Raw genomic sequence first — 23386 nt, 5'->3', positions numbered from 1 at the left:
TGCAAGATCAGCGCGATCGAGCATATCCGCGCGGCCGTGTGCGCTGCTGAAGCGTACGATCGCGAATCGTAGGTCTGCGCCCGGCCATATCGACCGTCATGAATCTGCCATTTCGGCTGGTCGCTCTGCCTCCAGTTCGCAATGGAGATCCCTGGCCCGCTGAAATGCCTTATCCACGTAGGCCAATTTGACGGCCTGCCACTGGCAGTACTCTTCGACAAATGCTCGCGAGATCCATAGTGAGGGCTTCTTGGGTTGAGCCTCCCAGCCAGCACAGCCGTATGTCGCCGCCTTGGCGAAGAGCCGCTGCATGTGGGTGCGGGACATCATGAAATCGGCAGCAAGGCCACGACTGTCCACGGGGCCGATGATGAAGCGATCCGGGTCCCGCTCTTGCAGATCCAGTCTGGACATCAGGTGATCGACGATCAATCCGCCAGCGTCAGTCCACAGGAAGATACCCACTTGCTCCGGCGGTTCGCGCCATTTCGCATCGCGGAGACAATTTCTGGCGATCTCTGGCTGCATCTGCCGAATCCAGCCTGGGTTTTCCTGAAATTGCGCAGCGCGATTGGCACCGTCAACAATATCGAGTGCACACAGATTTGACCAAAGCCAACCGTGCATCGCCTGATGACTGATCTGCGCAGCCTCGTAATGACGGGGTCGCTTGCGCTCCGCCCCTGGTTCGCAGGCTATGAAGCGATAGGTCGAGAGTTCATCGACGAAGCTTCGGATGGTATTGCGGCTCGCTACCCTGAAGGCGGTAATTTCGGTGGTGAGCCTTGTCGCCGTCAGGCCGGAAGACGGATCTTGCGGGTCACGCTCCATGCACAGCGCAAAAGCCATTTGCGTCAGCAACCAGCGCTGATGGGAGGCGAGCAGTCGCGCCAGCCTGGGGCCTGCATCAAACATGTTGCGCATGCGGCCGGCGTGAAATCGAATGCCCAGCATGAAATTGGGATCGGCGATCAGTTCTTGAGCAGTGAGAGGCATTTTACTCCCGGACGGCTCACACGGCATGCATCTTTTTGGACGCCAATGACGGAAAGCCGCCACCTATTTTCAACATAAGGATGTAAAAATAAATGAAACTTGTTCACATTTGACAAATCATAGGTCGCGGCAAGATGCCACCCTCAATTTCTGTAGGGTGATATCTGGAGACGATCACAACGGTCGAATTTGCGACAGGTCGGGCGGCTAAAAGGAATCTGCATTGCGAGACGCCTGCCGCTGCAGCTCCAAGCGATGTTCGCGATAGATGATGAACACGCCCGCAGCGACAATGATGGCCGTGCCGATCAACATACTCATCGTCGGTATGTCGCCAAACACGAAATACGCGAGAACGCCACCGAGCACGATCGACGTGTATTCGAAAGGTGCAATGGTGGAGACGTCCGCATGACGATAGCTTTCCGTCAATAATATCTGTGCCACGCCGCCGCAGAAACCGGCGGCGATCAGAAACAGTTGCGGCGACAGATCCAGAAGATCCCAGCCGAACGGCAGCGTCAAAAGCGAAAAAAGTGAGGCCGTTACCGAGAAATACAACACGATCGTCGAGGTCTTCTCCTCTTCGACAAGCCGGCGCACCTGGATCATCGCCATGCCGGCAAGAACAGATGACAGCAGCACAGTGACTGCGCCGATTGCCTGCTCGTTCTCGACGCCACCCTCGCGAAAAAGCGTAAGCTTCGGCCACGACACGATGGCGACGCCGATGATGCCGACCAGCACCGCGCTCCACCGATAGATCCGCACGGTCTCACCTAGAAAGACGGCAGCGAAGATGACGGCAACGAGCGGTGTCGCATAGCCGAGTGCAATGGCCTCTGGAAGCGGCAGGTGCAGCAGGCCGTAGAAACCGAGGCCCATGGAGATGATGCCGAGCGTCCCGCGTTTCAGATGCCCGACCGGATTGGCAGTATAAAAGGATTCACGCAACTGCCCCCGGTAGGCAAGGAAGGCCATGATCGGGAAAAGCGCGAAGAACGATCTGTAGAACGTCACCTGGCCTGGCTGGATACCGGAACCCGCCAACTTGATACAGGTTTGCATCGCAAGGAAAACGACGACAGACGAGACCTTAAGCGCAATGCCTTTCATCGGATTGTCGAAGACCGACCGCATGTCAGCAACTCGCCTATTGGTCATTTCTAATCGGAAAACTGCATCGGATTCGATGCCTGGGCATTCTGCCAGCCGTTCTCTGCAAAGAACAAGGCGAAAATGTCATGGAATCAAACCGTCATAGACTCAACAGCCCGAACGGGCCGAACAAGCGCATTAAATTGCGCCAATTTGAAAAACCGCCCCTGAAATAGTCAGTCGGCAGTGCTGCTGTTAATATTTTGCAAACCATATGGCCGCATTGATTCAAGGATTACAAAAGCAATTTTCATAATTTCACAACTTAGAACTGTTTTCAGGAGGCATACGCATGATGCCGTCTACGACACCCGAAGACCATCTGCCTGCAGCAACCCCGCGCTCGATGCGCGTCGTGACCGATGAAATCGGTTCCGACCTCGAACATTTCAGCGCAGCCAATACTCATGTCGTGAAACAGATCAGGCTGTTGGCAATCAATGCCCTGATCGAAGCGGCGCGCGCCGGCGAAGCCGGGAAAGGCTTTGCAGTCGTTGCCAACGAAGTGCAGCGCCTGGCGCAGGTGGCAGGAGAGATCGCCGATGCATTCGAAAGCAATGTCCTCAGGCGTATAGGGCTTTCCCGTAAAATGGCCGATTCACTGGTCAACGAACTGGAAGGCGTCCGCTTGTCCGACCTTGCCCAGACGCTTGTACAGCTGATCGTGCGAAATCTTTTCGAACGGACGGCGGATGTGCGCTGGTGGGCAACCGACGCCGCCCTGTGGCAGACGTTAGAGGCGCCGACGAAGGAAAATGCGCGATTTGCGGCCGAGCGCCTCGGCGTCATCAACCGCTTCTACACAGTCTATCTCGACCTCGTGCTCACAGACATGACCGGGCGGGTCATTGCCTCTGCAAACCCTGATTTCCAGCGCAAGATGCTGAATGCCACGCTTGCCGACGCGGCATGGCATCGGGCTGCGGCCAGTTGCAAATTAGGCGACGATTATGTCGTGGACGAGGTGCGAAATAGCGAGTTGCATGGCGGCCGCACGGCACTCGTCTATGCGACGGGTGTTCGCGAGGGCGGAAAGCTGGACGGGCGGCTCGTTGGAACGCTCGGGGTCTATTTCGACTGGCAAAACCAGGGCCAGGCGATTGTGGAGAAGGAAGCCAACCTGCCATCGCAGGTCGCGAACCGAACCACCGTCATGCTTCTCGACGGCGCCAATCGGATTATTGCCTGCAGCAATACCGCGCTGATGTTCAGCCACTTCGCCCTGCAGAAGCAGGCAGGGCAATCACGCGGCAGCTACTACGACAACAACGGGTCCATTGTCGCCTATGCCAAGACCCTGGGCTACGAGGACTATGACGGCCTCGGCTGGCACGGTGTGGTCGTTCAGAAGACCGAAGACGAAACGGCAATCAGATCAAATCTCAATCTGCGATAGCGGAAAATGCCTAAGTATCTCTTGCTCCAACGGGGCTAAAACCTGCATCCCTAAGGTTTTCGCTTTAGCTTTAGTTCAGACTTTAGTGTAATTATACCAATCAAATTTTACGGCAGAGTGCCCACTCTGTAAGCGAAGCATTGTCTTAAGGTCTCAGGGAATATCATGCGCACAGATACCGGCCAGATCATCCATCTGGCAGATTACCGTCCCACCGATTTCGTACTCGAGCGCGTGGACCTGACATTCGAACTGGACCCGACCGCAACCAAGGTAGATGCGCGCTTGATCTTCCACCGCCGCAAAGGCGCGGATGCCAAGGCGCCGCTGGTGCTGGATGGCGACGAACTGGCACTGGCCGGTTTGCTTTTCGACCAGAAGGAAATGAAGGCAAGCCAGTATACGGCAACGCCGGAGAGCCTGACCGTTCGTAACCTGCCGAAATCGAAGCCCTTCGAACTGACGATCACAACGATCATCAATCCGGAAGCCAACACCAAGCTGATGGGCCTCTATCGCATCAACGGCGTCTATTGCACCCAGTGCGAAGCCGAGGGCTTCCGCCGCATCACCTATTTCCCCGACCGCCCGGACGTTCTGGCGCCCTACACGATCACCATCATCGGCGACAAGGCCGCCAATCCGGTCATGCTGTCGAACGGCAACTTCCTCGGCGGTGCCGGTTATGACGAGGGGCGTGCCTTTGCCGCCTGGTTCGATCCGCACCCCAAGCCCAGCTATCTCTTCGCACTCGTCGCCGGCGATCTGGGTGTCGTCGAGGACACGTTCGAAACCATGTCCGGGAACGAAGTCGCGCTGAAGATCTATGTCGAGCACGGCAAGGAAGGCCGCGCCGCCTATGCCATGGATGCGCTGAAGCGGTCGATGAAGTGGGACGAGGAACGGTTCGGCCGCGAATACGACCTGAACATCTTCCAGATCGTTGCCGTCTCCGACTTCAACATGGGCGCCATGGAAAACAAGGGGCTCAACGTCTTTAACGACAAATATGTGCTGGCTGATCCGGAGACGGCGACCGACCAGGACTATGCGAATATCGAGGCGATCATCGCCCACGAATATTTCCACAACTGGACCGGAAACCGCATCACCTGCCGCGACTGGTTCCAGCTTTGCCTCAAGGAAGGCCTGACCGTCTATCGCGATCATGAGTTTTCTGCAGACATGCGCTCGCGCCCGGTCAAGCGGATCGCCGAAGTCCGCCACCTGAAATCCGAACAGTTCCCGGAAGATGGCGGCCCGCTGGCGCATCCGGTGCGGCCGACGACATACCGCGAAATCAACAACTTCTACACGACGACGGTCTACGAGAAGGGCAGCGAAGTCACGCGGATGATCGCGACGCTGCTCGGCAGAGACAAGTTCAAGAGCGGCATGGATCTGTATTTCGATCGCCATGACGGCCAGGCCGTCACGATCGAGGATTTCGTCACATGTTTCGAAGAGGTCAGCGGACGCGATCTGACGCAGTTTTCGCTGTGGTATCACCAGGCCGGCACACCGCTCGTCACCGCCTCTGGCACCTACGACGCTGCCGCCGGGAGCTTCAGCCTGTCGCTTGAGCAGATGATCCCTGCGACGCCCGGCCAGACCGACAAGAAGCCGATGCATATCCCGCTCAGCATCGCTCTGTTTGCGGAAGACGGCACCCCATTCGAGCCCTCCTCCGTCGAGGGTGCCGAATATGGCGACAACGTCCTGCACCTGACCGAGCGCGCCCAGACGGCCGTATTCAAGGGCATCGGCTCGCGGCCGATCATCTCGATCAACCGCAGCTTTTCGGCGCCGATCAACCTGCATTTCGACCAGTCCCCGGGCGACCTCGTTCTGCTTGCGCGCTTTGAGACCGATCACTTTGCACGCTGGCAGGCGCTCACCGATCTGGCACTTCCGACGTTGCTTGCCGCCGCTCGCCATACGCGCGAAGGAAAGCCCGTCGTTGCCTCGAAGGACTTCATCGACGCATTGCTTGCCGCTGCCGCCGACGAGGGCCTGGAACCCGCCTTCCGCGCCCAGGCGCTGGCGCTCCCAAGCGAATCCGATATCGCGCGCGAACTTGGCGGGAACACCGATCCCGACGCCGTTCATGCCGGCCGCTCCGCGGTCATGCAGCAGGTCGCCGAAGCCGGCAAGGCCGTGTTCGCAGCACTCTACGACAGCATGACCACGCCCGGCGCGTTCAGCCCGGACGCGAAGAGCGCAGGACGCCGCGCCTTGCGCAACAGTGCGCTCAGCTATCTTTCCTATGCCGAGAACACGCCGTCACGGGCAAAGGCTGCCTTCGACGCTGCCAATAACATGACCGATCTGATGCATGCGCTGACGATCCTCGCGCATCGCTTTCCCGACAGCGACGATGCGGCCAAGGCCCTGGCGACGTTCCACGATCGCTTTGCCGAAAATGCGCTTGTCGTCGATAAGTGGTTCTCCGTGCAGGCGACCATCCCGGGTGCAAAGACCCTCGATCGCGTGGTCAAGCTGATGGACAATCCGTTGTTCAAGCGGACCAACCCCAATCGTGTTCGTTCGCTGGTCGGTACGTTCGCCTTCGGCAACCCAACCGGCTTCGGGCGGGCAGATGGCGCAGGCTACCGGTTCCTGGCGCGCGAAATCCTCGACATCGACGGTCGCAACCCGCAACTGGCTGCCCGTATCCTCACCTCGATGCGTTCCTGGCGCTCGCTGGAGCCGGTGCGCGCCGAGCATGCGGGCAAGGCTCTGGCCGAGATCGCCGGGGCGACGAGCCTGTCGACTGACGTCCGCGACATCGTGGAGCGCACCCTCAAGGGATGATTTGCAGCCGGAGGCGGCCGAACCGAGCAAAGCCGCCTCTCCGACGCCCGGGAAAAATCAGCACTTAGAATCGGTTAACAGATTTTTACCTTTTCCTCTGGACAAGGCGAATCACCAATGATTCATTGGGTCAGGTTCGGGCGAGCGGCGCAGCGAATCACGAGGGATCAAGGCTCAAAACAATGATGAACGTGCGGCGGGCAACCGTGGCCGAGGGACGGCTGCGTGTCGATTTCGAGAGCTTCCGCGCCTGGCGCGCGACCTTCGCCGACAAGGCTTCTGCGACGCAGCGACCAACTTCTCGCAATTTCACCCATGCCGAGGCCGTTTTGAAGCGCGCCATCCCGATCCTCATCGTCGCCTTTCTCGCCGTTGTCGCGGTCTCGCATTTCTTCGGCATGCTCTCCGAGCACGACCGCATGCAGGCCGCCGCCCGCCACACCACGGCGCTGGCTGCCGCAACCGCGGCTGCCGCATTTGCCGATTCCGCCGCGATCTTCGACAACGGCAATGCTGCGGAAGGTCAGGCCCGCCTGACCCGCTTCCTGCCGCAAGACCGGCTGGATGACGACGCTTTCGTTCTGCTGGTGCAGTCAAGCGGCAAGGTGTTCGCGGCCTCGACAGCGGGTGCCACCTATGTCGGCGCCAGCATCGGCGATTTCTTCTCCGAGGTTTCCGCAGTCCGCCGCTTTGGCGACCGCGCCGGCGTCATCGAGACGACGATTGACGGTCGTCCGTACTATGCCCAGATCACGCTGATCGGCGACAGCGGCGGCTATGTCGTTGCGGCAACGTCGCTCGGTCGGATCAGCCAGCTCTGGCGCGAGGAACTGACGCTCAACGTCACGCTGTTTGCCGGCATCTCCTCGATCCTGCTGGTCATCCTCTACGCCTATTACATGCAGGTGCGACGCGCCCGCGATGCCGATGAGATCTTCGTCGAGTCCAACCTGCGGGTCGAGACGGCTCTGTCGCGCGGCCGCTGCGGCCTTTGGGATTTTGATTTCGATCGTCGCGAGTTCTTCTGGTCGCGGTCGATGTACCAGATGCTCGGGTTGCCGGCCGCTGACGGCAACATGTGCTTCGGCGACGCGGCTCGCCTGATGCATCCGGACGACGGCGGCATTTACGAGATTGCCCGTTCCGTCGCCCGTGGCGATTCCGATCAGATCGACCAGATTTTCCGCATGCGTCATGCCGCCGGCCACTATGTCTGGATGCGTGCGCGTGCCCAGGTCATCCGCACCAATGCCGGCCGGGTTCACATGATCGGCATTGCGATGGACGTGACCGAACAGCACCGCCTTGCGCAACGCTACGCAGAGGCCGACCAGCGGCTGGCTGATGCGATCGAGTGCACCTCCGAAGCCTTCGTGCTGTGGGACAAGAACGATCGGCTGGTGATGTGCAATGCGCACTTCCAGCAGGCTTACGGCCTCCCCGACAAGGTGCTCGTGCCTGGCACCGAGCGTGCCGCCGTCAACGCAGCCGCGGCCCGCCCGGTGATCGAGCGCCGGATCGCCGACGCCCACGGCAACGGCTATTCGCGCACCAGCGAAGTGCAGCTTGCCGACGAGCGCTGGCTGCAGATCAACGAACGCCGCACACGCGACGGCGGCATGGTTTCCGTTGGCACCGACATTACCCTGCTCAAGCGCAACCAGGAGCGCCTGCGTGATTCAGAGCGGCGGTTGATGGCAACGATCGGCGACCTCTCGTCGTCCCGGCAGACGCTGGAAAGCCAGAAATCCGCGCTTTCGCTGGCAAACTCGAACTATCAGGCGGAGAAGGAACGGGCCGAGGCTGCCAACAAGGCGAAGTCCGAATTCCTCGCCAACATGTCTCACGAACTCCGCACGCCGCTCAACGCCATCCTCGGCTTCTCCGAAATCCTGCAGGATGAGATGTTCGGACCGCTGGGCTCGGCCAAATACGACGAATACGCCCGCGACATCCACCACAGCGGCCGGCATCTGCTCAACGTCATCAACGACATTCTCGACATGTCGAAGATCGAAGCCGGTCACATGAAGCTGCAATGCGAGACGATCGACCTTGCCCCGCTGATCGAAGAGAGCCTGCGTTTCACCGCGATCCCCGCCAGCGAGAAGCGGATCGTGATCCAGCAGCGCATCTGCGATGGCATGACCCTGACGGCGGATCGCCGGGCGATGAAACAGATCCTGCTCAACCTGCTCTCCAACGCTGTGAAATTCACCAACGAAGGCGGCCGCATTGCGGTGCGCACCCGGCGCACATCCGGCGGCGTGATGTTGACCATTGCCGACACCGGCATTGGCATTCCGTCCGCGGCGCTCAGCAAGATCGGCCAGCCCTTCGAGCAGGTCCAGAGCCAATATGCCAAGAGCAAGGGTGGCTCGGGGCTCGGGCTGGCGATCTCGCGGTCGCTGACCACGTTGCATGGCGGGCGGATGAAAATCCGCTCCCGCGAGGCGACCGGCACCGTGATTTCGCTGCTGATCCCGGACGGTGCCAACTAAATTACGTTTTCACGGTCGCCAGGAAGACCTTTCGGACCGCCTTTGCGAGTTGCTTGATTTCTCCCTCAAGCGTTCGGAGGTCCGGGCAATCGCCGGCACGGCAGACCAGATCGACGAGGCCCGAGGGCGCATCCTTCGGATCGAACGGCCCGTCGATGCACAACCGGATCAACTGCGACAGCTCGGTGTAGAGCGAAAACGCCCGCATGCAGGTATCGAGATCGGCTGCCGCCATCAGCGGGCCACCGAGTTGCTTCAACGCCTCGCCGGTGTTGACGCCGTTGACCCTGATGTCAACATCCTTCGCCGGCGCGATCAGCGCCAGATACTGGGCAATGAACTCGATATCGACGACGCCGCCCGGGATGAGCTTGAGGTCCCACACATTGGCCGGTGGCTTTTCCTGCTCGATCAACGTCCGCATCTCTGCAACATCGTGCGCCACCTTCGGCAGGTCTCGTCGTGTTGACAGCACCTCCTCGATGACGCGCTCGACATCTGCGATCAGGCTAACGTCCCCTGAGATCAATCGGGCGCGACTGAGCGCCATATGCTCCCAGGTCCAGGCTTCCTCGCGCTGATATTTTGCGAACGAGCTGATGCGGGTGGCGACCGGCCCCTTGTTGCCGGACGGGCGTAGTCGCATATCGACCTCGTAGAGCACGCCCTCGGCCGTCGGTGCAGAAAGGGCTGCGATCAGGCGCTGCGTCACGCGGGTGAAATAGCGAACGGCGTCGAGCGGCTTGTCCCCGTCGGATTGTTCTGCGGTATCGTCATAGTCGTAGAGCAGGATCAGATCGATATCGGAGCCGGCGGTGAGCTCGAAACTGCCGAGCTTCCCCATGCCCGCGACGGCGACGCGGCCACCGGGAAACCTGCCGTGTGCCGTTTCGATTTCAGCCAGGACTGCGTTCAGCGCCGCCTCGACAATCAGATCCGCCAGATGCGTAAAGGCGCGGCCGGCCATCTGGCCGTTGATCGTGCCGGTCAGCAGGCGAATGCCGATCAGGAAGCGCTGCTCGGCCGCAAAGATGCGAAGCCGGTCCAGGATCTCCTCGTAGTAGCGCGCCTGCTGCAGCGACCCCTTCAGACGTCCGGCCAGATAATCGCGGGTCGGCAGTTCGGCCATCAGGCCCGGATCGAGCATGCCGTCGAACACATGCGGCTTGGCGGCGATCACCTCGGCAAGCTTGGGCGCCGCCGACATGATGTAGACGATGAGCGAGAGAAGCGCCGGATTGCTGCCGAGCAGCGAAAACAGCTGGATGCCGGCGGGGAGACCGGAGATGAAGCTGTCGAACCTCAGGATCGCCTCGTCGGCGCGCTTGCTTTCACCAAAGACCCGCAGCAGCTCTGGTGTCAGTTCCGTCAGCCGTTCGCGCGCCTCGACCGATTGCGTCGCCCTGTATCGGCCATAGTGCCAGGTGCGGATCACCCGTGATATGTCCGAGGGACGCTCGAAACCGAGCTTCTTCAGCGTGACCAGTGTATCGGGGTCGTCGTTCTGGCCAGTGAAAACGAGGTTGCCGGTTTCCGTCGATAGCCTGGTTTCCTGTTCGAACAGACGCGCGTAGCGGCGCTCCACCGTTCGGAAGACATCAACCAGCCGCTCGGAGAAGCTTGGGGTATCGGTGAAGCCCATCATGAAGGCGATCCGCTTCAGATCTGCTTCGGTCTCCGGCAGCAGATGCGTCTGCTCATCGCGGACCATCTGTATCCGGTGCTCGACATCGCGCAGGAACCAGTAGGCCTCGGTCAGTTCGTCGCGGGTTTCCTCGTCGATCCACTTGGCCTTGGTGAGTTCGGACAGCGTTTCCTCGGTCGCGCGCGAGCGGAGCGCCGGCATACGACCGCCGGCTATTAGTTGCTGCGTCTGCGCGAAAAACTCGATCTCGCGGATACCGCCACGCCCGAGCTTGACGTTGTGGCCCTTGACCGCGATCGCACCGTGACCCTTGTGCGCATGGATCTGGCGCTTGATCGAGTGGATGTCGGCGATCGCCGCATAGTCGAGATACTTGCGGAAAACGAAGGGGGTGAGATCGCGCAGGAACTGCTCGCCGGCCGCGATATCGCCGGCAACCGCACGCGCCTTGATGAAGGCCGCACGCTCCCAGTTCTGCCCCCTGCCCTCGTAGTAGACCATGGCGGCGTCAACGGAGATGGCAAGCGGCGTCGCGCCCGGATCCGGCCGCAGGCGCAGATCGGTCCTGAACACATAGCCGTCGCCGGTGCGCTCCTGCATGATCCGGACGAGACGCCGCATCAGCCGGGGGAAAATATCGATCGCATCATCGGGATCAGAGAGAATGCCTGCTTGTTCGTCGAAGAACACCACGACATCGATGTCAGAGGAATAGTTCAGCTCCGAGGCCCCAAGCTTGCCCATGCCGAGCACCACCAGCCCCGAACCTTCGCTCGGCCTTGCGACATTCTTCAGCTGCAGCTTGCGGCTTTCATGCGACGACAGCAGCAGGTGATCGATTGCCGCCGAGACGGAGGCTTCGGCAAGCCTGCTCAGCCAGGCGGTCGTGGCGCGGGCATCGAAGATCCGGGCAAGGTCGGCCAGCGCCACCAGGAACGCGACCTTGCGCTTGATGACGCGCAGGCGGCTCATGACCTGCGTCTCGCTCGGTGAGACGCCGTCGCGTGGTATCCAGGCGTCGCGTGCCTCGGCAATCAGCGCTTCGATCTGTGGCTCCAGCGGCTCGGTGATCGCAACGGCGAGAATAGCGGGATCGACATTGGCGATATCGCGCAGATAGGGCGATAGCGTCAAAGCCGCGGTGACGAAGTCGCGAAGCGCGCCTTCCATCTTCAGCATCTCCGTAACCGCCTGCTCCCCGTCGCCGGCCTTCTGGAGATCGCCAAGCACAAGCTTCAACTCGGCCTTGCTCAGCGGCTTCAGCAGGCCGTCAGCCACCTCTTTGAGACTGTGTGTCGATTTCGTCAGCATGCGCCCTCCCTGGCCATCAGCAGCGAAAGCCGGAGCGGAATCAAATCCTCTCCCGCCATCACACGCTAAGTTAGGGTCTGTGGCCGCAATGGCCAACAGGCAATTGACGCAGGTCGGTTCGGGCGTTCACTTCACGGGGAAGATCAGGGTAACCGCCAGACCGCGATTGGTCGCGGCAGCTGGGTCCGTGTCTGACAGTTCCAGCTTGCCGCTATGCAGTTCCATGACGGCCTCGACCAGCGACAGGCCGAGACCCGTTCCCGGCTTCGAACGGCTTTCATCCAGACGCACGAAGCGCTTGAGGACGTCCTCGCGTTTTTCAGCCGGAATGCCGGGGCCGCGATCGGCGACCTGCAGGCATATGGCGTCGGCTCGGCGTGTCAATCGCAACGACACTTCGCCTGTAGCCTGCGCGTTGGCGGAATACTTGATTGCATTGTCAATGAGATTGAAGATCGCCTGGCCGATCAGCTCACGGTTTCCCTGCACCTCGATGCCCGGTTCGATCGACAATGTCATCGCCAGACCTGCCTCTTCGGCAACCGGCTCATATAGCTCGGCGCTGTCGGCGACGATCGCCGAGAGATCGATGGTGGACATTTCGGCCGCCACCGATCCGGCCTCGACACGCGAGATCATCAGCAAGGCGTTAAAGGTGCGGATCAGTTGATCCGATTCGGAGATGATGCCCTCAAGGGCGGTGCGGCGCGTATCGGCATCCGGCGTATCGATCGCATCGGCGGCCTTGTTGCGCAGCCGCGTCAGCGGCGTCTTCAGGTCATGGGCAATATTGTCGGAGACCTGCCGCAGACCTTCGTTCAGCTTCTCGATGCGACCGAGCATGGCGTTCAGCGACACTGACAGACGATCGAATTCGTCACCGGAGCCACCGACCGGCAAGCGCTGCGAGAGATCGCCGGCCATGATCTTCTTGCTGGCGGCAGACATGCGATCGATGCGCTTCAGGGCGTTGCGACCGATACCGAACCAGATGATGACCGCACCCAGGCCCATGATCGCCAGCGCGATCATCAGCGCCTGCCTGACGAGCACACGGAAGGCTTCAGGCTCGCCGAGATCACGGCCAATCAGGATGCGCAGGCCGTTGTCGAGGATGTTGATGTTGGCGACCGCCATATGCGGCTTGCCCTGGCTACCTTCCGCATAGCGCTGATAGCGAAACGGCAGCGACGTCCATCCCTGCTCGTCGAGAACGCCGGGCTGGACCGAGGCAACGTTGCCGGCGAGAATATCGCCCGACGGCCCGGCTATGATGTAGAGATTGGCGCCCGGCTGGCGCGCGCGCCGCTCCATGGTGCGCAACAGCAGGTTCATGCCGCCATTGTCATAGGAGCGTTGCACCTGATCGACTTCCTGCTGCACCGCCTCGCGGATCTGGCTGGTCAGCAACCGTTCGGACATCGCCGTGACGTAGAAGACCAGCGTTGCGGCGCAGATGGCAAAGAGCAGGATATAGAGGGCCGAAAGGCGGACTGCCGTGGACTTGTAGAGAACCCAGAAGCGGTTCATCCGTCATCCTTGATCATATACCCCGCACCGCGAATGGTCTTCAGCAGCGGCAGGCTGAAATCCTTCTCGATCTTCGAGCGCAGTCGCGAGACATGCACGTCGATGACGTTGGTCTGCGGATCGAAGTGATAGTCCCAGACGTTTTCGAGCAGCATGGTGCGGGTCACCACCTGGCCGGCATTCTTCATCAGATATTCAAGCAGGCGAAACTCGCGCGGCTGCAGCGGGATTTCCTTGCCGCCACGGCGCACCTCATGAGCGAGACGATCGAGTTCCAGATCGCCGACCCGATAGACGACGTCCTGATCGGGGGTGCCCTTGCGGCGGCCGAGCACTTCGACGCGGGCGAGCAACTCGCTGAAGGCATAGGGCTTCGGCAGGTAATCGTCGCCGCCGGCACGCAAACCGGTCACACGGTCATCGACCTGGCCGAGCGCCGAGAGAATGAGAACGGGGGTGTGGATGCCCTTGCGGCGCAGCTCGCTGATGACCGAGAGGCCATCACGGCGCGGCAGCATGCGATCGATCACAATCACATCATAGGTGTTTTCGGTCCCCATGAAGAGGCCGCTTTCGCCATCGCTGGCATGGTCGCCGATGATACCGGCCTCGCGAAACGCTTTCGTGAGGTAGGCAGCCGCTTCCAGATCGTCTTCGATAATGAGAATCTTCATGCGGCCGACATTACCCACCGGCTGTGTTTCGGCAAGGCTCAAAGCTGGATCGTTTTGCGGGAAGGTCATTGTCGTCACCTGTGGTGCGTGGACAAAAGGAGCCGCGCCAGGGCGCGGCTCCTTGATTTACTCTGGCTGGATCAGCCCTGGTTTTCGACCGGAAGGGCGACGAAGCGGCTGCCTTCCTTCGACTGGATCTGGAACAGCGCACGGGTGCGGCCATCCTTCTTCGCCTGGTTCAGGACCTTGACGACATCATCGGCGGAGGTGACTTCCTGGTTGTTGACCGAGGTGATCTTCTCGCCTTCCTTGATGCCCTTGTCGGCAGCGTCGGAGTTAGGATCGATGCCGGTGATCTGCAGGCCCTTGCCGTCGTCAGCCGGACCAACCGTCAGGCCGAGATCGGCGAGCGCCTTCTCGGACGCCGGGGTCTGTGCTTCCGGCGCCTGATCGCCATCGTCAGCCGAAGCCTGCTGCTGTTCAGCCGGCAGGGTGCCGAGTTCGACGGTCACAGGCTGAGCCTTGCCCGAACGCCAGACGGACAGCTCGACCTTCTTGCCCGGCGTCATCGCGCCAATGCGGCGGCTGAGGTCACGAGCGTCCTTGATGGTCTCGCCATTGACGGCGGTGACGACGTCACCCGCCTTCAGGCCAGCCTTTTCGCCCGGTGTGCCTGCCTGTGCGGAGACAACCAGTGCTCCGCTTGCTTCGGAAAGGCCGAGAGAATCGGCGATGTCCTTGTTGACCGGCTGGATCTGCACGCCGAGATAGCCGCGCGATACCTGGCCATCCTTCATCAGGTCGGCGACGACATCCTTGGCGGTCGAGGCGGGAATGGCGAAGGCGATGCCAACGCTGCCGCCCGACGGCGAGAAGATGGCGGTGTTGATGCCGACGACTTCGCCGCTGAGGTTGAAGGTCGGGCCACCGGAGTTGCCGCGGTTCACCGCAGCATCGACCTGCAGGTAGTCGTCGTAAGGGCCAGAGCCGATGTCACGGCCACGGGCCGAAACGATACCTGCCGTCACCGTGCCGCCGAGGCCGAACGGATTGCCGACGGCAACCACCCAGTCACCGACGCGGACGTTGTTGTCATCAGCCCAGTTGACGTAGGTGAATTTCTTGCCCTTGCCATCGACCTTCAGCACGGCCAGATCGGTGCGTGGATCCTTGCCGATGAGCTTGGCGTCCAGTTCGGTGCCGTCCTTCATGACAACAACGAAAGCCGCGCCATCGGAAACGACGTGATTGTTGGTGACGATGTAGCCATCATCGGAAATGAAGAAGCCTGAGCCCTGGGCAACCGGGCGAAGACGGCCCTTGCCATCCTGCGGGCCGCCTGGATGGGCACCGGGAGGGCCACGGCGACCCTGCTGTTCGCCGAACTGCTTGAAGAACGGCTTCAGCGCATCCGGGAGATCATCAAGGCCACGGCCGTTGAAGTCGAAGGAGAAGCCGTTGCCTTCTTCATCCGACACAGGCTTGACCCGGCTTTCAACCCGAACCGAGACGACGGCTGGGGAAACGGCATCAACGACATTGGCGAAGCTCGGCACGGACGGTGCTTCGACCTTGACTGCTTCGGCATAGGAACGCGTGATTTCGAGGGGAATGCCGGTGGCGAGGACCGCTGCGGCAAGACCGGCAACGGTCGAGGCCTTGAGCACGGTTGACAGTGACGGAGCTTTGATAGTCTTCAGCATGAGACGCACCTTCTTTATTTTCAAATCCACGGGATCGGTCCTTAGCGGATCGGTCGATGAATGAAGATATAGGACGGCACACCTTACTACGAACTGTCCGCGGCATGAAAAATTCGTAATGTCCGAATTTGTTTTCCCGAACGGCCGGAAATTGCGCGGCTTTACTTCTTGAGCAATTCGCTCAAACGCGCCTGTTCATCGGCCGTCAGCGCCGAACCTGTCGGCTGTCCGGCGTAGCGCCGGGCAAAGACGACAAGCGACAGACCACCCAGCAGGATCAGCAAAATCGGCGCACCCCAAAGCAGAACAGTCTTTGCCTCGAACCGCGGCTTCAGAAGCACGAACTCCCCGTAGCGCGAAACAATGTAGCTCATCACCTGCTGATCGCTGTCGCCATCGGTAATCCGCTTGCGGACCAGCAGGCGCAGATCCTTGGCCAATTCGGCATTGGAATCGTCGATCGACTGGTTCTGGCAGACCATGCAGCGCAGTTCGGCAGAAATCGCCCGCGCCCGGCTCTCCAGGGCCGGGTCGGCAAGCATCTCGTCCGGATTGACGGCAAATGCCGGCGCCGCCGAGACGAACAGGGCAAGAACCAGAAGGAGGCGGCGGATCATTCGGCTGGCTCCAACACAGGCTGAACCGGCTTGGCCTTACGACGCGGAGCGCCGACGCGCAGGCGCCGATCGCTGAGCGACACAAAGCCCCCGAACGCCATCAACACGGCGCCACCCCAGATGCAGAGGATGAATGGCTTCCACCAGATGCGAACGACAATGCCGCCGTCATCCGTTGGATCGCCGAGCGAGACATAGAGCTGGCTGGCACCAAAGGTCAGGATACCGGCTTCCGTGGTCGGCATCTGGCCTGCGGTGTAGAGACGCTTGGCGGACCAGACGTCGGCCACTTCGACGCCACCCTTGCCGACACTGAAATGGCCGCGCTCTTCGGTATAGTTCGGGCCCGTGGCCTTCTGCATGCCGTCGAAGCGCAGCGTGTAGCCGCCGGCGTCGGTCACTTCGCCCTGCTTCATCTGCAGGACGTGCTCGGTCTGGAAGGTGGTGGTGGCGACGATGCCCAGCACCGAAATGCCGAGACCGGCATGGGCAAACGCCGTTCCGAACGCCGAACGCGGCAAGCCTTTCAGACGACGCCAGGCAATACCCGGCGCCAGCTTGCCGATGCCGGCGCGGTACCAGAGATCGGCGATGGCGCCGAAGACCAGGAACAGCGCGGCGGCCAGTCCGAGAACCGACAACACAGGACCGCCGTGCTGGAAATAGAAGAACACGAGCGCTGCGACGAAGGCCAGCGCCGCGACCGTATAGAGCCGCTGCAGGGCGCCGAGCAGATCGCCACGCTTCCAGGCGAGCAGCGGCCCGAAGGGAACGATGACCAGGAGCGGCGCCATCAGCAGGCCGAAGGTCAGGTTGAAGAACGGAGGCCCGACCGAAATCTTGTCGTCGGTCAGCGTTTCCAGCACCAGCGGATAGAGGGTGCCGGTGAGCACCGTGCCGCAGGCGACCGTCAGGATCAAGTTGTTGACCACCAGAGCGCCCTCGCGGGAGATCGGCGCGAACAGGCCACCGGCAGTCAGCCGCGGTGCCCTGAAGGCAAACAGCGACAGCGCACCGCCGATGAACAGCAGCAGAATACAGAGAATGAACACGCCGCGCGAGGGGTCGCTGGCAAAGGCATGCACGGATGTCAGAACGCCGGAGCGGACGAGGAAGGTGCCCATCAGCGACAGCGAGAAGGTGAGGATCGCCAAGAGCACGGTCCAGATCTTCAGCGCCTCGCGCTTTTCCATCACCAGCGCCGAATGCAGCAGCGCGGTGCCTGCCAGCCACGGCATGAAGGAGGCGTTTTCGACCGGATCCCAGAACCACCAGCCGCCCCAGCCGAGTTCGTAATAGGCCCAGTAGGAGCCCATGGCGATGCCGAGCGTCAGGAAGGTCCATGCCGCCAGCGTCCATGGCCGGACCCAGCGGGCCCAGGCGGCATCGATGCGTCCCTCGATCAGGGCAGCGACCGCAAAGGAGAAACAGACGGAAAAGCCGACATAGCCGAGATAGAGCAGCGGCGGATGAATGGCGAGGCCGATATCCTGCAGGATCGGGTTCAGATCCTTGCCTTCCGCCGGCGCCGGATCGAGACGCGCAAAGGGATTGGAGGTCAACAGGATGAAGAGGATGAAGGCGACCGAGATCCAGGCCTGCACCGAGAGAACATTGGCCTTCAGCGTGTCCGGCAGATTGCGGCCGAAGACGGCGACCAATGCGCTGAACAGCGCCAGGATCAGCAGCCAGAGCATCATCGATCCCTCGTGATTGCCCCAGACGCCGGAGTATTTGTAGATCAGCGGCATCAGCGAATGCGAGTTTTCCCAGACGTTCTTGACCGAGAAATCCGACACCACGTGGGCGTAGGTGAGAACGCCGAAGGAGAAAGCGACCAGTGCGAACAGGACGACAGAGCCGGTCGGCCCGACATCCATCATCGCCTGGTCCATGCGCTTGGCGCCGATCAGAGGCACCAGCGAGACGATGATTGCGGTGGCGAGTGCCAGAATGAGGGCGTAGTGCCCGATCTCGATGATCATTTCGCGGCCTCGTCCTGTTTCCACAGCCCCTGCTTCTTCAAGCGATCGGCAACGTCCTTCGGCATGTATTTCTCGTCATGCTTGGCAAGCACCGTATCGGCGGTGAAGAGATCGCTGCCGGTTTCGAAGGTGCCTTCGGTGACCACGCCCTGCCCCTCGCGGAAGAGATCGGGCAGGATGCCGGTGAAGCGGACATGGACCAGATCGCCCGACGCATCGGTCACCGCAAAACGCACGGTCGAGCCGGCGCCTCTGATGACGCTGCCCTCGCCGACCAGACCGCCGAGACGAATGCGGGTTCCCGGCGGCACCGGATTGCTGGCCAGATCGGCGGGCATATAGAAATAGGCGACCGAGTTGCTGAAGGCGAACATCACGAGCAGAACGGCAGCCAGGATGAAGCTCATCCCGCCGCCAATCACCGCAAGGCGTTTCTGCTTGCGCGTCATTGCGTCATTCCTTCTGTCGCTTTTCCGTCTGTCGCCGTCGCACCTGCCGAAAGACCGAGCTCGCGGGCAAGCGCCAGCAGCTGCTTTCCCTTCTCGCCGTCGGCGGGGAATGCGGCCAGTCCACGCTTCAGCGCTGCCATGGCGTGGTCCTTGTCGTTCAGGACCATATAGGAGCGGACCAGCCGCAGCCATCCGTCGAGATTGTCGGGGTTCTCGGCAAGCTTGGCATCGAGGCTGTCGACCATGCCCCTGATCATCTGTTGTCGATCGCCGCTGTTCATCTGCTCGGCCGCAGCGACGTCAGATTGCGTCGGACCGCCAAGCGGCGCAGCGCCCGTCGTCGTGGCACCGTTAGCCGGAGCACTGGGCGTGCCGCCATTCTTGGCAATATGCTCGTTGACGAGCGGCATCCAGGGCGCACCGGCGGGCGACTGCCCGGCGATCTCCTCGAAACCGGCACGGGCCTCATCAGCCTTGCCAGCCTGTTCAAGGCCGAGCGCGAGGTAAAAGCGGGCGCGGGGATTTTCCGGCTCCAGCTTCAGCGATTGCGTCAGCAGTTGGCGCGCGTCGTCGGTGACGATGCCGCTCGATGCCGCCATCAGCGTTTCGGCCAAGCCGTCGAGCCGGGCTGGGGTTTCGCCCAAGAGGCGAATGGCGTTGCGATAGGCCATCTCGGCATCGCCTATGCGCATCGTGCTGAAATAGATCGGCGCGAGGACATCCCAGCCCTTGCCGTCATCCGGGCTCTGCGCAAGGTGACGTTCCGCCTTGGCGACCAGGATCGCCATATCGTTGCCCGGATTCTCCAGGCGCGCCTCGAGAGGCTGCGAGGGCAGGTCGGGCCTGCCCATCATGACGTAAAGACAGAGCCCGGTGACAGGCAGCAGCAGCAGGACGAAGATCTCGGCGGCACGGCGGTAGCCGGGTCTCTGGCGACGCTCGGCGGGTGCTGCGCCCCCCGACACGGCGATCAATCGGCGGCCGATTTCGGCGCGTGCATATTCGGCTTCCTCGGGCGATATCAGCCCGCCGGCGCGATCGCGGTCGAGTTCGGCCAGCTGGTCGCGGTAAACGGCAGCCTCGCCTTCGCGGCTATCGGACGCCGCGTTTGCCCCACGCAGAAGCGGGTACAGAAGAAGGGCGGCAACGGCCGCCGTCATAACGGCCAAGAGAATCCAGAAAATCATAGTGGCCAAATACTAGAAGTGCCGATCCATTCCAACATGCAAAGCCGTGATGACGATTATTTGAGGCGATTGGCCGCAATTCCCTTGCAAATCACCGGGCTGCGATCGGTTCTAACCGAGTGGCGACCAGCTGCCATCGTCGTTGCGGCAAGCCGAACCGCGGGCAAGCGTGTCCTTGCCATCGACGGTCAGCGTATGGGTATACTGCCGACAATTCTGCGAGCCGACCTGATATGGCGCTGCCGCCACGACCTTGCCGCTGACATTGCGACCGCTCCACACCACCGGCTGGCCGACGGCGGCGCCTTCCAGAGCACGATATTCGGCTTCCAGCGCGCGCTGGCGATCACTGTCGCTGAGCGTCACGCCGGTGCGTCCGACGATACCGCCCTGCAGAGCTTCGATGAAGGATGCAGATGCCGATGGCTTGCCAGCGCCGAACAGACCGCCCGAGGCGCCGCTCTTCGTCGTCTGGCAACCGGACAAGGCCACGCAAGCCAGAAGAGACAGACCAATTATGCCTTTTGAGCGAAGTATCATTCAGCCGAACCCGAACCAGGTGTCAAACGCGCCACAGGTGCAAGCCGCACCAAACCCACAGCAAGGTAAAGCATGCTATGCAAATGTCTTTCTGTCATCAAGCCGTCCCTCACGCAACATCCTTTGTGACGCCGGGGAGAATAAGGCGGGCCTTCAGCCCACCCCACTCGCCGCGCGAGAGTTCCAGCCGGCCCTGATATTCGTTGGCGATCTCGGTGACGATCGACAGACCGAGACCGGTTCCGGGCTTGCTCTCGTCGAGACGGCGACCGCGCTTGAGCGCCTCACGGATCTGATCAGGCTCCAGGCCCGGGCCGTCATCCTCGACGACCACATCGACCCAGTGGCGGCGGCCGCTGGCCTCGGTGCCCTTGACATCATCGGCGGCTTCGGAGACCGACAGGCGAACCTTTTTGACCGCAAAGCGCGAGGCATTTTCCAGCAGGTTGCCGACGACTTCCTCGAGATCCTGCTGCTCCAGCGCCACGGCCAGATGCGGCGGCGTCACAATGAGCTCGAATTCCATATCGACATTGAGACGGCGCATGACGCGGACCAGCCGCTCCAGCGCCGGCTCGGCATCGGTGCGGGCAAGAACGGATTCGCGCTGGGCGGCGATGCGGGCGCGGTTGAGATAGGACTGCACCTGCCCCTGCATGGCTTCCGCCTGGCTCTTCACCAGTTCGCCATGCGAGCGCTCCAGCACCCTCGCCTCGTTGAGCAGCACGGCGATCGGCGTCTTCAGCGAGTGGGCGAGGTTGCCGACCTGCATGCGGGCACGCTCGACGATGCGGCGGTTGCTGTCGATCAGCGCATTGACCTCGTTGGCCAGCGGCAGGATCTCGCGCGGGAAATCGCCCTTCAGCTGCTCGCTCTCGCCGGCGCGGATGCGCTCCAATGCGGCGCGCGCCTTGTCGAGCGGTTTCAGGCCGAAGAGAATGGCGAGCGCGTTGACGATCAGGCTGCCGACACCGAAACCGGCCAGCGCCAGATAGAGGCTGTGGGAGAAATTGCGGACATCGTCCTCGACCACATCGACATTGCCGGTAACGCGAAAGCGCGCGGCGCGGCCGTCGGTGTCGAGCACCACCTCGGTCTCGGCCACCTGGATGCGGTTCCCCGAGGTGTCGGTGACCTGGTAGTAGCGCTCGTAGTTCTTGTCGAACGGCGCTTCGAGAACTGAGGGGACGGGAATGGTCGTCGAGCCCAGCGACGGCGAGATCAGCGGTGGCGCGGTATAGGTGCCGAGCGGCTCGACCATCCAGTACCAGCCGGTCTTCGGCTGGGCGAAGCGCAGGTCGCCGAGCTGCGGGCTGCCGCTGAGGGAGCCCTGATCGCCGATCGCCACCGAGTTGATGACGTTGTAGAGCTGCGCCCGCAGCAGGTCCTGAAAGCCGCGCTCGCCGCTTTTGCGATATAGGGTCGAGATCAACAGGCCGATCACCACCAGCGCCACGGTCGACCAGATCGTGGTCAGCAGCAGGACGCGAGCGGTAAGAGACTTAATTCGCATTGGTCGGCGCTTGGATGCGGTAACCGAGCCCGCGCACCGTTTCGATCAGATCCACGCCCATCTTCTTGCGCAGGCGGCCGACGAAGACCTCGATCGTGTTGGAATCGCGATCGAAATCCTGATCGTACATATGCTCGACCAGCTCGGTGCGCGATACCACCTCGCCCATGTGATGCATCAGATAGGCCAGCAGGCGATATTCATGTGAGGTCAATTTCAGCGTCACGCCATTGACCACAGCCTTCGAGGTCTTGGTGTCGAGGCGAACAGGGCCGCAGATGATCTCGGACGACGAATGGCCGGCAGCGCGGCGGATCAGGGCGCGGATGCGGGCCAGAACCTCTTCGACATGGAACGGCTTTGTGACGTAATCGTCGGCGCCGGCATCGATGCCGGCGACCTTGTCGCTCCAGCGATCGCGGGCAGTCAGGATCAGTACCGGCATGCCGCGACCGGCCCCGCGCCACTTCTCCAGAACGCTGACGCCATCCAGTTCCGGAAGGCCGATGTCGAGGATGATGGCGTCGTAGGGCTCGGTATCGCCGAGGAAGTGGCCCTCCTCGCCATCGAACGCCTGATCGACGACATAGCCGGCCTCTTTCAAGGTTTCGCTCAACTGACGGTTCAGATTGACGTCGTCTTCGACTACCAGGATGCGCATCGGTCCGCTTTACTCCGCTTGATCTCTTCGATGTCTAATAGGCCGATTCTGCCTACATCGGAACCTTGACGGTTACCTTGCGGGGACGCTGGCCGTTGCCTTGCACCAGAACAGTGATGATGCAGCTGTCGCCGGAGGGCTGAACGGAGAGCAGTTGCCCCCCGGTCTTTTGCACGACCTGCTGGGCGGCTTCACTGCAATCGCCTGCAATACGCACCAAAAGGTTGTGCGAATTATCCGGTGAGGGCGACGGTACCGTCAGCCAGACGGCCAACGCTGCGACGCTCATAGGAGAGGCCATGTGCTATGCTTTCAATGGATACCAACTTGGCCCGACTATGTACTCACGTGACCTGAATGGCAAATGAATGCACTGTAATGCGGGATGTCCGGGCATCTGCGGCGGCATGCCGGTTGCCGCCGCTGTGGCCGCAAAAGCACGATCGAGAATAGCATTTTGTCGATCGCGCGGCCGCTGCTTTCAGGACGACGGCTTGATTGCCGATTTCGCCGTCACCCGTCCGTAGACCGCCAGCAACCCGCCCAGCGCGCCCGCGATATTGACGATTGCATCGACAATCTGGCTGCGGTCGGCAGCCACGATATCCACACCCGTAAAGTGCATCGCCGAGGCGATGATTGCCACCAATGCACCCCATATCGTCTTCGAGCTATACCAGTTCTTCAAATCAACCATCGTTCTTCT

General features: G+C 61.4%; 18 protein-coding genes. 3 read left to right on the top strand and 15 right to left on the bottom strand.

What is annotated here, in order from left to right; all coding sequences use genetic code 11:
* Nucleotides 1-96: 96 nt before the first annotated feature.
* The gene (locus GVL52_RS07780; RefSeq protein WP_160005518.1) at nucleotides 97-996 is read right to left on the bottom strand and encodes a hypothetical protein; all 900 of its coding nucleotides are present in this window, start codon (nucleotides 994-996) and stop codon (nucleotides 97-99) included.
* Nucleotides 997-1203: 207 nt separating this feature from the next.
* A complete protein-coding gene (locus tag GVL52_RS07775; RefSeq protein ID WP_160005516.1) occupies nucleotides 1204-2136 on the bottom strand; it encodes a DMT family transporter in 933 nt (310 codons plus the stop codon).
* A 310-nt stretch (nucleotides 2137-2446) separates the two neighbouring features.
* On the opposite strand from GVL52_RS07775, the gene GVL52_RS31170 reads away from it, so the two are divergent.
* The 3 genes from GVL52_RS31170 to GVL52_RS07760 all read left to right on the top strand — a co-directional run bounded on the left by GVL52_RS31170 (nucleotide 2447) and on the right by GVL52_RS07760 (nucleotide 8865).
* Nucleotides 2447-3550 (top strand): methyl-accepting chemotaxis protein, encoded by a 1104-nt coding sequence (locus tag GVL52_RS31170; protein WP_160005514.1) that lies wholly within the window; start codon nucleotides 2447-2449, stop codon nucleotides 3548-3550.
* Between the two features lie 165 nt (nucleotides 3551-3715).
* Nucleotides 3716-6364: an aminopeptidase N gene (gene pepN / locus GVL52_RS07765; RefSeq protein ID WP_160005512.1), complete on the top strand. Its 2649-nt coding sequence runs from the start codon at nucleotides 3716-3718 to the stop codon at nucleotides 6362-6364.
* 182 nt (nucleotides 6365-6546) lie between these two features.
* Nucleotides 6547-8865, top strand: a complete 2319-nt coding sequence (locus GVL52_RS07760; protein ID WP_160005510.1) for a PAS domain-containing sensor histidine kinase — start codon at nucleotides 6547-6549, stop codon at nucleotides 8863-8865.
* A gap of 1 nt (nucleotide 8866) precedes the next feature.
* Here the strand turns inward: GVL52_RS07760 and GVL52_RS07755 are convergent, their stop codons facing one another.
* The 13 genes from GVL52_RS07755 to GVL52_RS07695 form a co-directional block, all read right to left on the bottom strand.
* Complete coding sequence (locus GVL52_RS07755; RefSeq protein WP_160005508.1) at nucleotides 8867-11821, bottom strand: bifunctional [glutamine synthetase] adenylyltransferase/[glutamine synthetase]-adenylyl-L-tyrosine phosphorylase; 2955 nt, start codon at nucleotides 11819-11821, stop codon at nucleotides 8867-8869.
* Between the two features lie 126 nt (nucleotides 11822-11947).
* On the bottom strand, nucleotides 11948-13351 hold the full coding sequence (locus GVL52_RS07750; RefSeq protein ID WP_160005506.1) for a HAMP domain-containing sensor histidine kinase: 1404 nt from the start codon (nucleotides 13349-13351) through the stop codon (nucleotides 11948-11950).
* Nucleotides 13348-14025, bottom strand: a complete 678-nt coding sequence (locus GVL52_RS07745) for a response regulator transcription factor (RefSeq protein ID WP_160005898.1) — start codon at nucleotides 14023-14025, stop codon at nucleotides 13348-13350. The genes GVL52_RS07750 and GVL52_RS07745 overlap by 4 nt, the downstream gene beginning before the upstream one ends.
* Nucleotides 14026-14165: 140 nt before the next feature.
* Nucleotides 14166-15728, bottom strand: coding sequence for a Do family serine endopeptidase (locus GVL52_RS07740; protein ID WP_160005504.1), 1563 nt, complete (start codon nucleotides 15726-15728; stop codon nucleotides 14166-14168).
* A gap of 161 nt (nucleotides 15729-15889) precedes the next feature.
* A complete protein-coding gene (locus GVL52_RS07735) occupies nucleotides 15890-16345 on the bottom strand; it encodes a cytochrome c-type biogenesis protein (protein WP_160005502.1) in 456 nt (151 codons plus the stop codon).
* Nucleotides 16342-18330, bottom strand: coding sequence for a heme lyase CcmF/NrfE family subunit (locus GVL52_RS07730; protein ID WP_160005500.1), 1989 nt, complete (start codon nucleotides 18328-18330; stop codon nucleotides 16342-16344). The genes GVL52_RS07735 and GVL52_RS07730 overlap by 4 nt, the downstream gene beginning before the upstream one ends.
* A complete protein-coding gene (ccmE, locus tag GVL52_RS07725) occupies nucleotides 18327-18779 on the bottom strand; it encodes a cytochrome c maturation protein CcmE (RefSeq protein WP_160005498.1) in 453 nt (150 codons plus the stop codon). Before ccmE ends, GVL52_RS07730 begins: the two co-directional genes overlap by 4 nt.
* On the bottom strand, nucleotides 18776-19966 hold the full coding sequence (gene ccmI, locus GVL52_RS07720) for a c-type cytochrome biogenesis protein CcmI (RefSeq protein ID WP_160005496.1): 1191 nt from the start codon (nucleotides 19964-19966) through the stop codon (nucleotides 18776-18778). The genes ccmE and ccmI overlap by 4 nt, the downstream gene beginning before the upstream one ends.
* A gap of 111 nt (nucleotides 19967-20077) precedes the next feature.
* A complete protein-coding gene (locus GVL52_RS07715; RefSeq protein WP_160005494.1) occupies nucleotides 20078-20506 on the bottom strand; it encodes a hypothetical protein in 429 nt (142 codons plus the stop codon).
* Between the two features lie 109 nt (nucleotides 20507-20615).
* Nucleotides 20616-22019, bottom strand: a complete 1404-nt coding sequence (locus tag GVL52_RS07710; protein ID WP_160005492.1) for a HAMP domain-containing sensor histidine kinase — start codon at nucleotides 22017-22019, stop codon at nucleotides 20616-20618.
* Nucleotides 22009-22680, bottom strand: a complete 672-nt coding sequence (locus GVL52_RS07705) for a response regulator transcription factor (RefSeq protein ID WP_160005490.1) — start codon at nucleotides 22678-22680, stop codon at nucleotides 22009-22011. Before GVL52_RS07705 ends, GVL52_RS07710 begins: the two co-directional genes overlap by 11 nt.
* A gap of 52 nt (nucleotides 22681-22732) precedes the next feature.
* Complete coding sequence (locus GVL52_RS07700; RefSeq protein WP_160005488.1) at nucleotides 22733-22981, bottom strand: hypothetical protein; 249 nt, start codon at nucleotides 22979-22981, stop codon at nucleotides 22733-22735.
* Between the two features lie 180 nt (nucleotides 22982-23161).
* Entirely contained in the window at nucleotides 23162-23377 is a 216-nt protein-coding gene (locus GVL52_RS07695) for a hypothetical protein (protein ID WP_160005486.1), read from the bottom strand.
* Nucleotides 23378-23386 lie beyond the last annotated feature (9 nt).

The sequence above is a fragment of the Rhizobium sp. 18055 genome (genome assembly GCF_902706285.1).
Classification (GTDB): Bacteria; Pseudomonadota; Alphaproteobacteria; order Rhizobiales; family Rhizobiaceae; genus Rhizobium.
Note: the sequence above shows the minus strand (reverse complement) of the source record. Positions and strands in the feature narration are given on the sequence as shown.

Coding starts and splice junctions, on each gene's coding strand:
- GVL52_RS07715 (WP_160005494.1), bottom strand. CDS start 20,506: ATGATACTTCGCTCAAAAGGCATAATTGGTCTGTCTCTTCTGGCTTGC.
- GVL52_RS07700 (WP_160005488.1), bottom strand. CDS start 22,981: ATGGCCTCTCCTATGAGCGTCGCAGCGTTGGCCGTCTGGCTGACGGTA.
- GVL52_RS07730 (WP_160005500.1), bottom strand. CDS start 18,330: ATGATCATCGAGATCGGGCACTACGCCCTCATTCTGGCACTCGCCACC.
- GVL52_RS07775 (WP_160005516.1), bottom strand. CDS start 2,136: ATGCGGTCGGTCTTCGACAATCCGATGAAAGGCATTGCGCTTAAGGTC.
- ccmE (WP_160005498.1), bottom strand. CDS start 18,779: ATGACGCGCAAGCAGAAACGCCTTGCGGTGATTGGCGGCGGGATGAGC.
- pepN (WP_160005512.1), top strand. CDS start 3,716: ATGCGCACAGATACCGGCCAGATCATCCATCTGGCAGATTACCGTCCC.
- GVL52_RS07740 (WP_160005504.1), bottom strand. CDS start 15,728: ATGCTGAAGACTATCAAAGCTCCGTCACTGTCAACCGTGCTCAAGGCC.
- GVL52_RS07750 (WP_160005506.1), bottom strand. CDS start 13,351: ATGAACCGCTTCTGGGTTCTCTACAAGTCCACGGCAGTCCGCCTTTCG.
- ccmI (WP_160005496.1), bottom strand. CDS start 19,966: ATGATTTTCTGGATTCTCTTGGCCGTTATGACGGCGGCCGTTGCCGCC.
- GVL52_RS07780 (WP_160005518.1), bottom strand. CDS start 996: ATGCCTCTCACTGCTCAAGAACTGATCGCCGATCCCAATTTCATGCTG.
- GVL52_RS07735 (WP_160005502.1), bottom strand. CDS start 16,345: ATGATCCGCCGCCTCCTTCTGGTTCTTGCCCTGTTCGTCTCGGCGGCG.
- GVL52_RS07695 (WP_160005486.1), bottom strand. CDS start 23,377: ATGGTTGATTTGAAGAACTGGTATAGCTCGAAGACGATATGGGGTGCA.
- GVL52_RS07760 (WP_160005510.1), top strand. CDS start 6,547: ATGATGAACGTGCGGCGGGCAACCGTGGCCGAGGGACGGCTGCGTGTC.
- GVL52_RS07755 (WP_160005508.1), bottom strand. CDS start 11,821: ATGCTGACGAAATCGACACACAGTCTCAAAGAGGTGGCTGACGGCCTG.
- GVL52_RS31170 (WP_160005514.1), top strand. CDS start 2,447: ATGATGCCGTCTACGACACCCGAAGACCATCTGCCTGCAGCAACCCCG.
- GVL52_RS07745 (WP_160005898.1), bottom strand. CDS start 14,025: ATGAAGATTCTCATTATCGAAGACGATCTGGAAGCGGCTGCCTACCTC.
- GVL52_RS07705 (WP_160005490.1), bottom strand. CDS start 22,680: ATGCGCATCCTGGTAGTCGAAGACGACGTCAATCTGAACCGTCAGTTG.
- GVL52_RS07710 (WP_160005492.1), bottom strand. CDS start 22,019: ATGCGAATTAAGTCTCTTACCGCTCGCGTCCTGCTGCTGACCACGATC.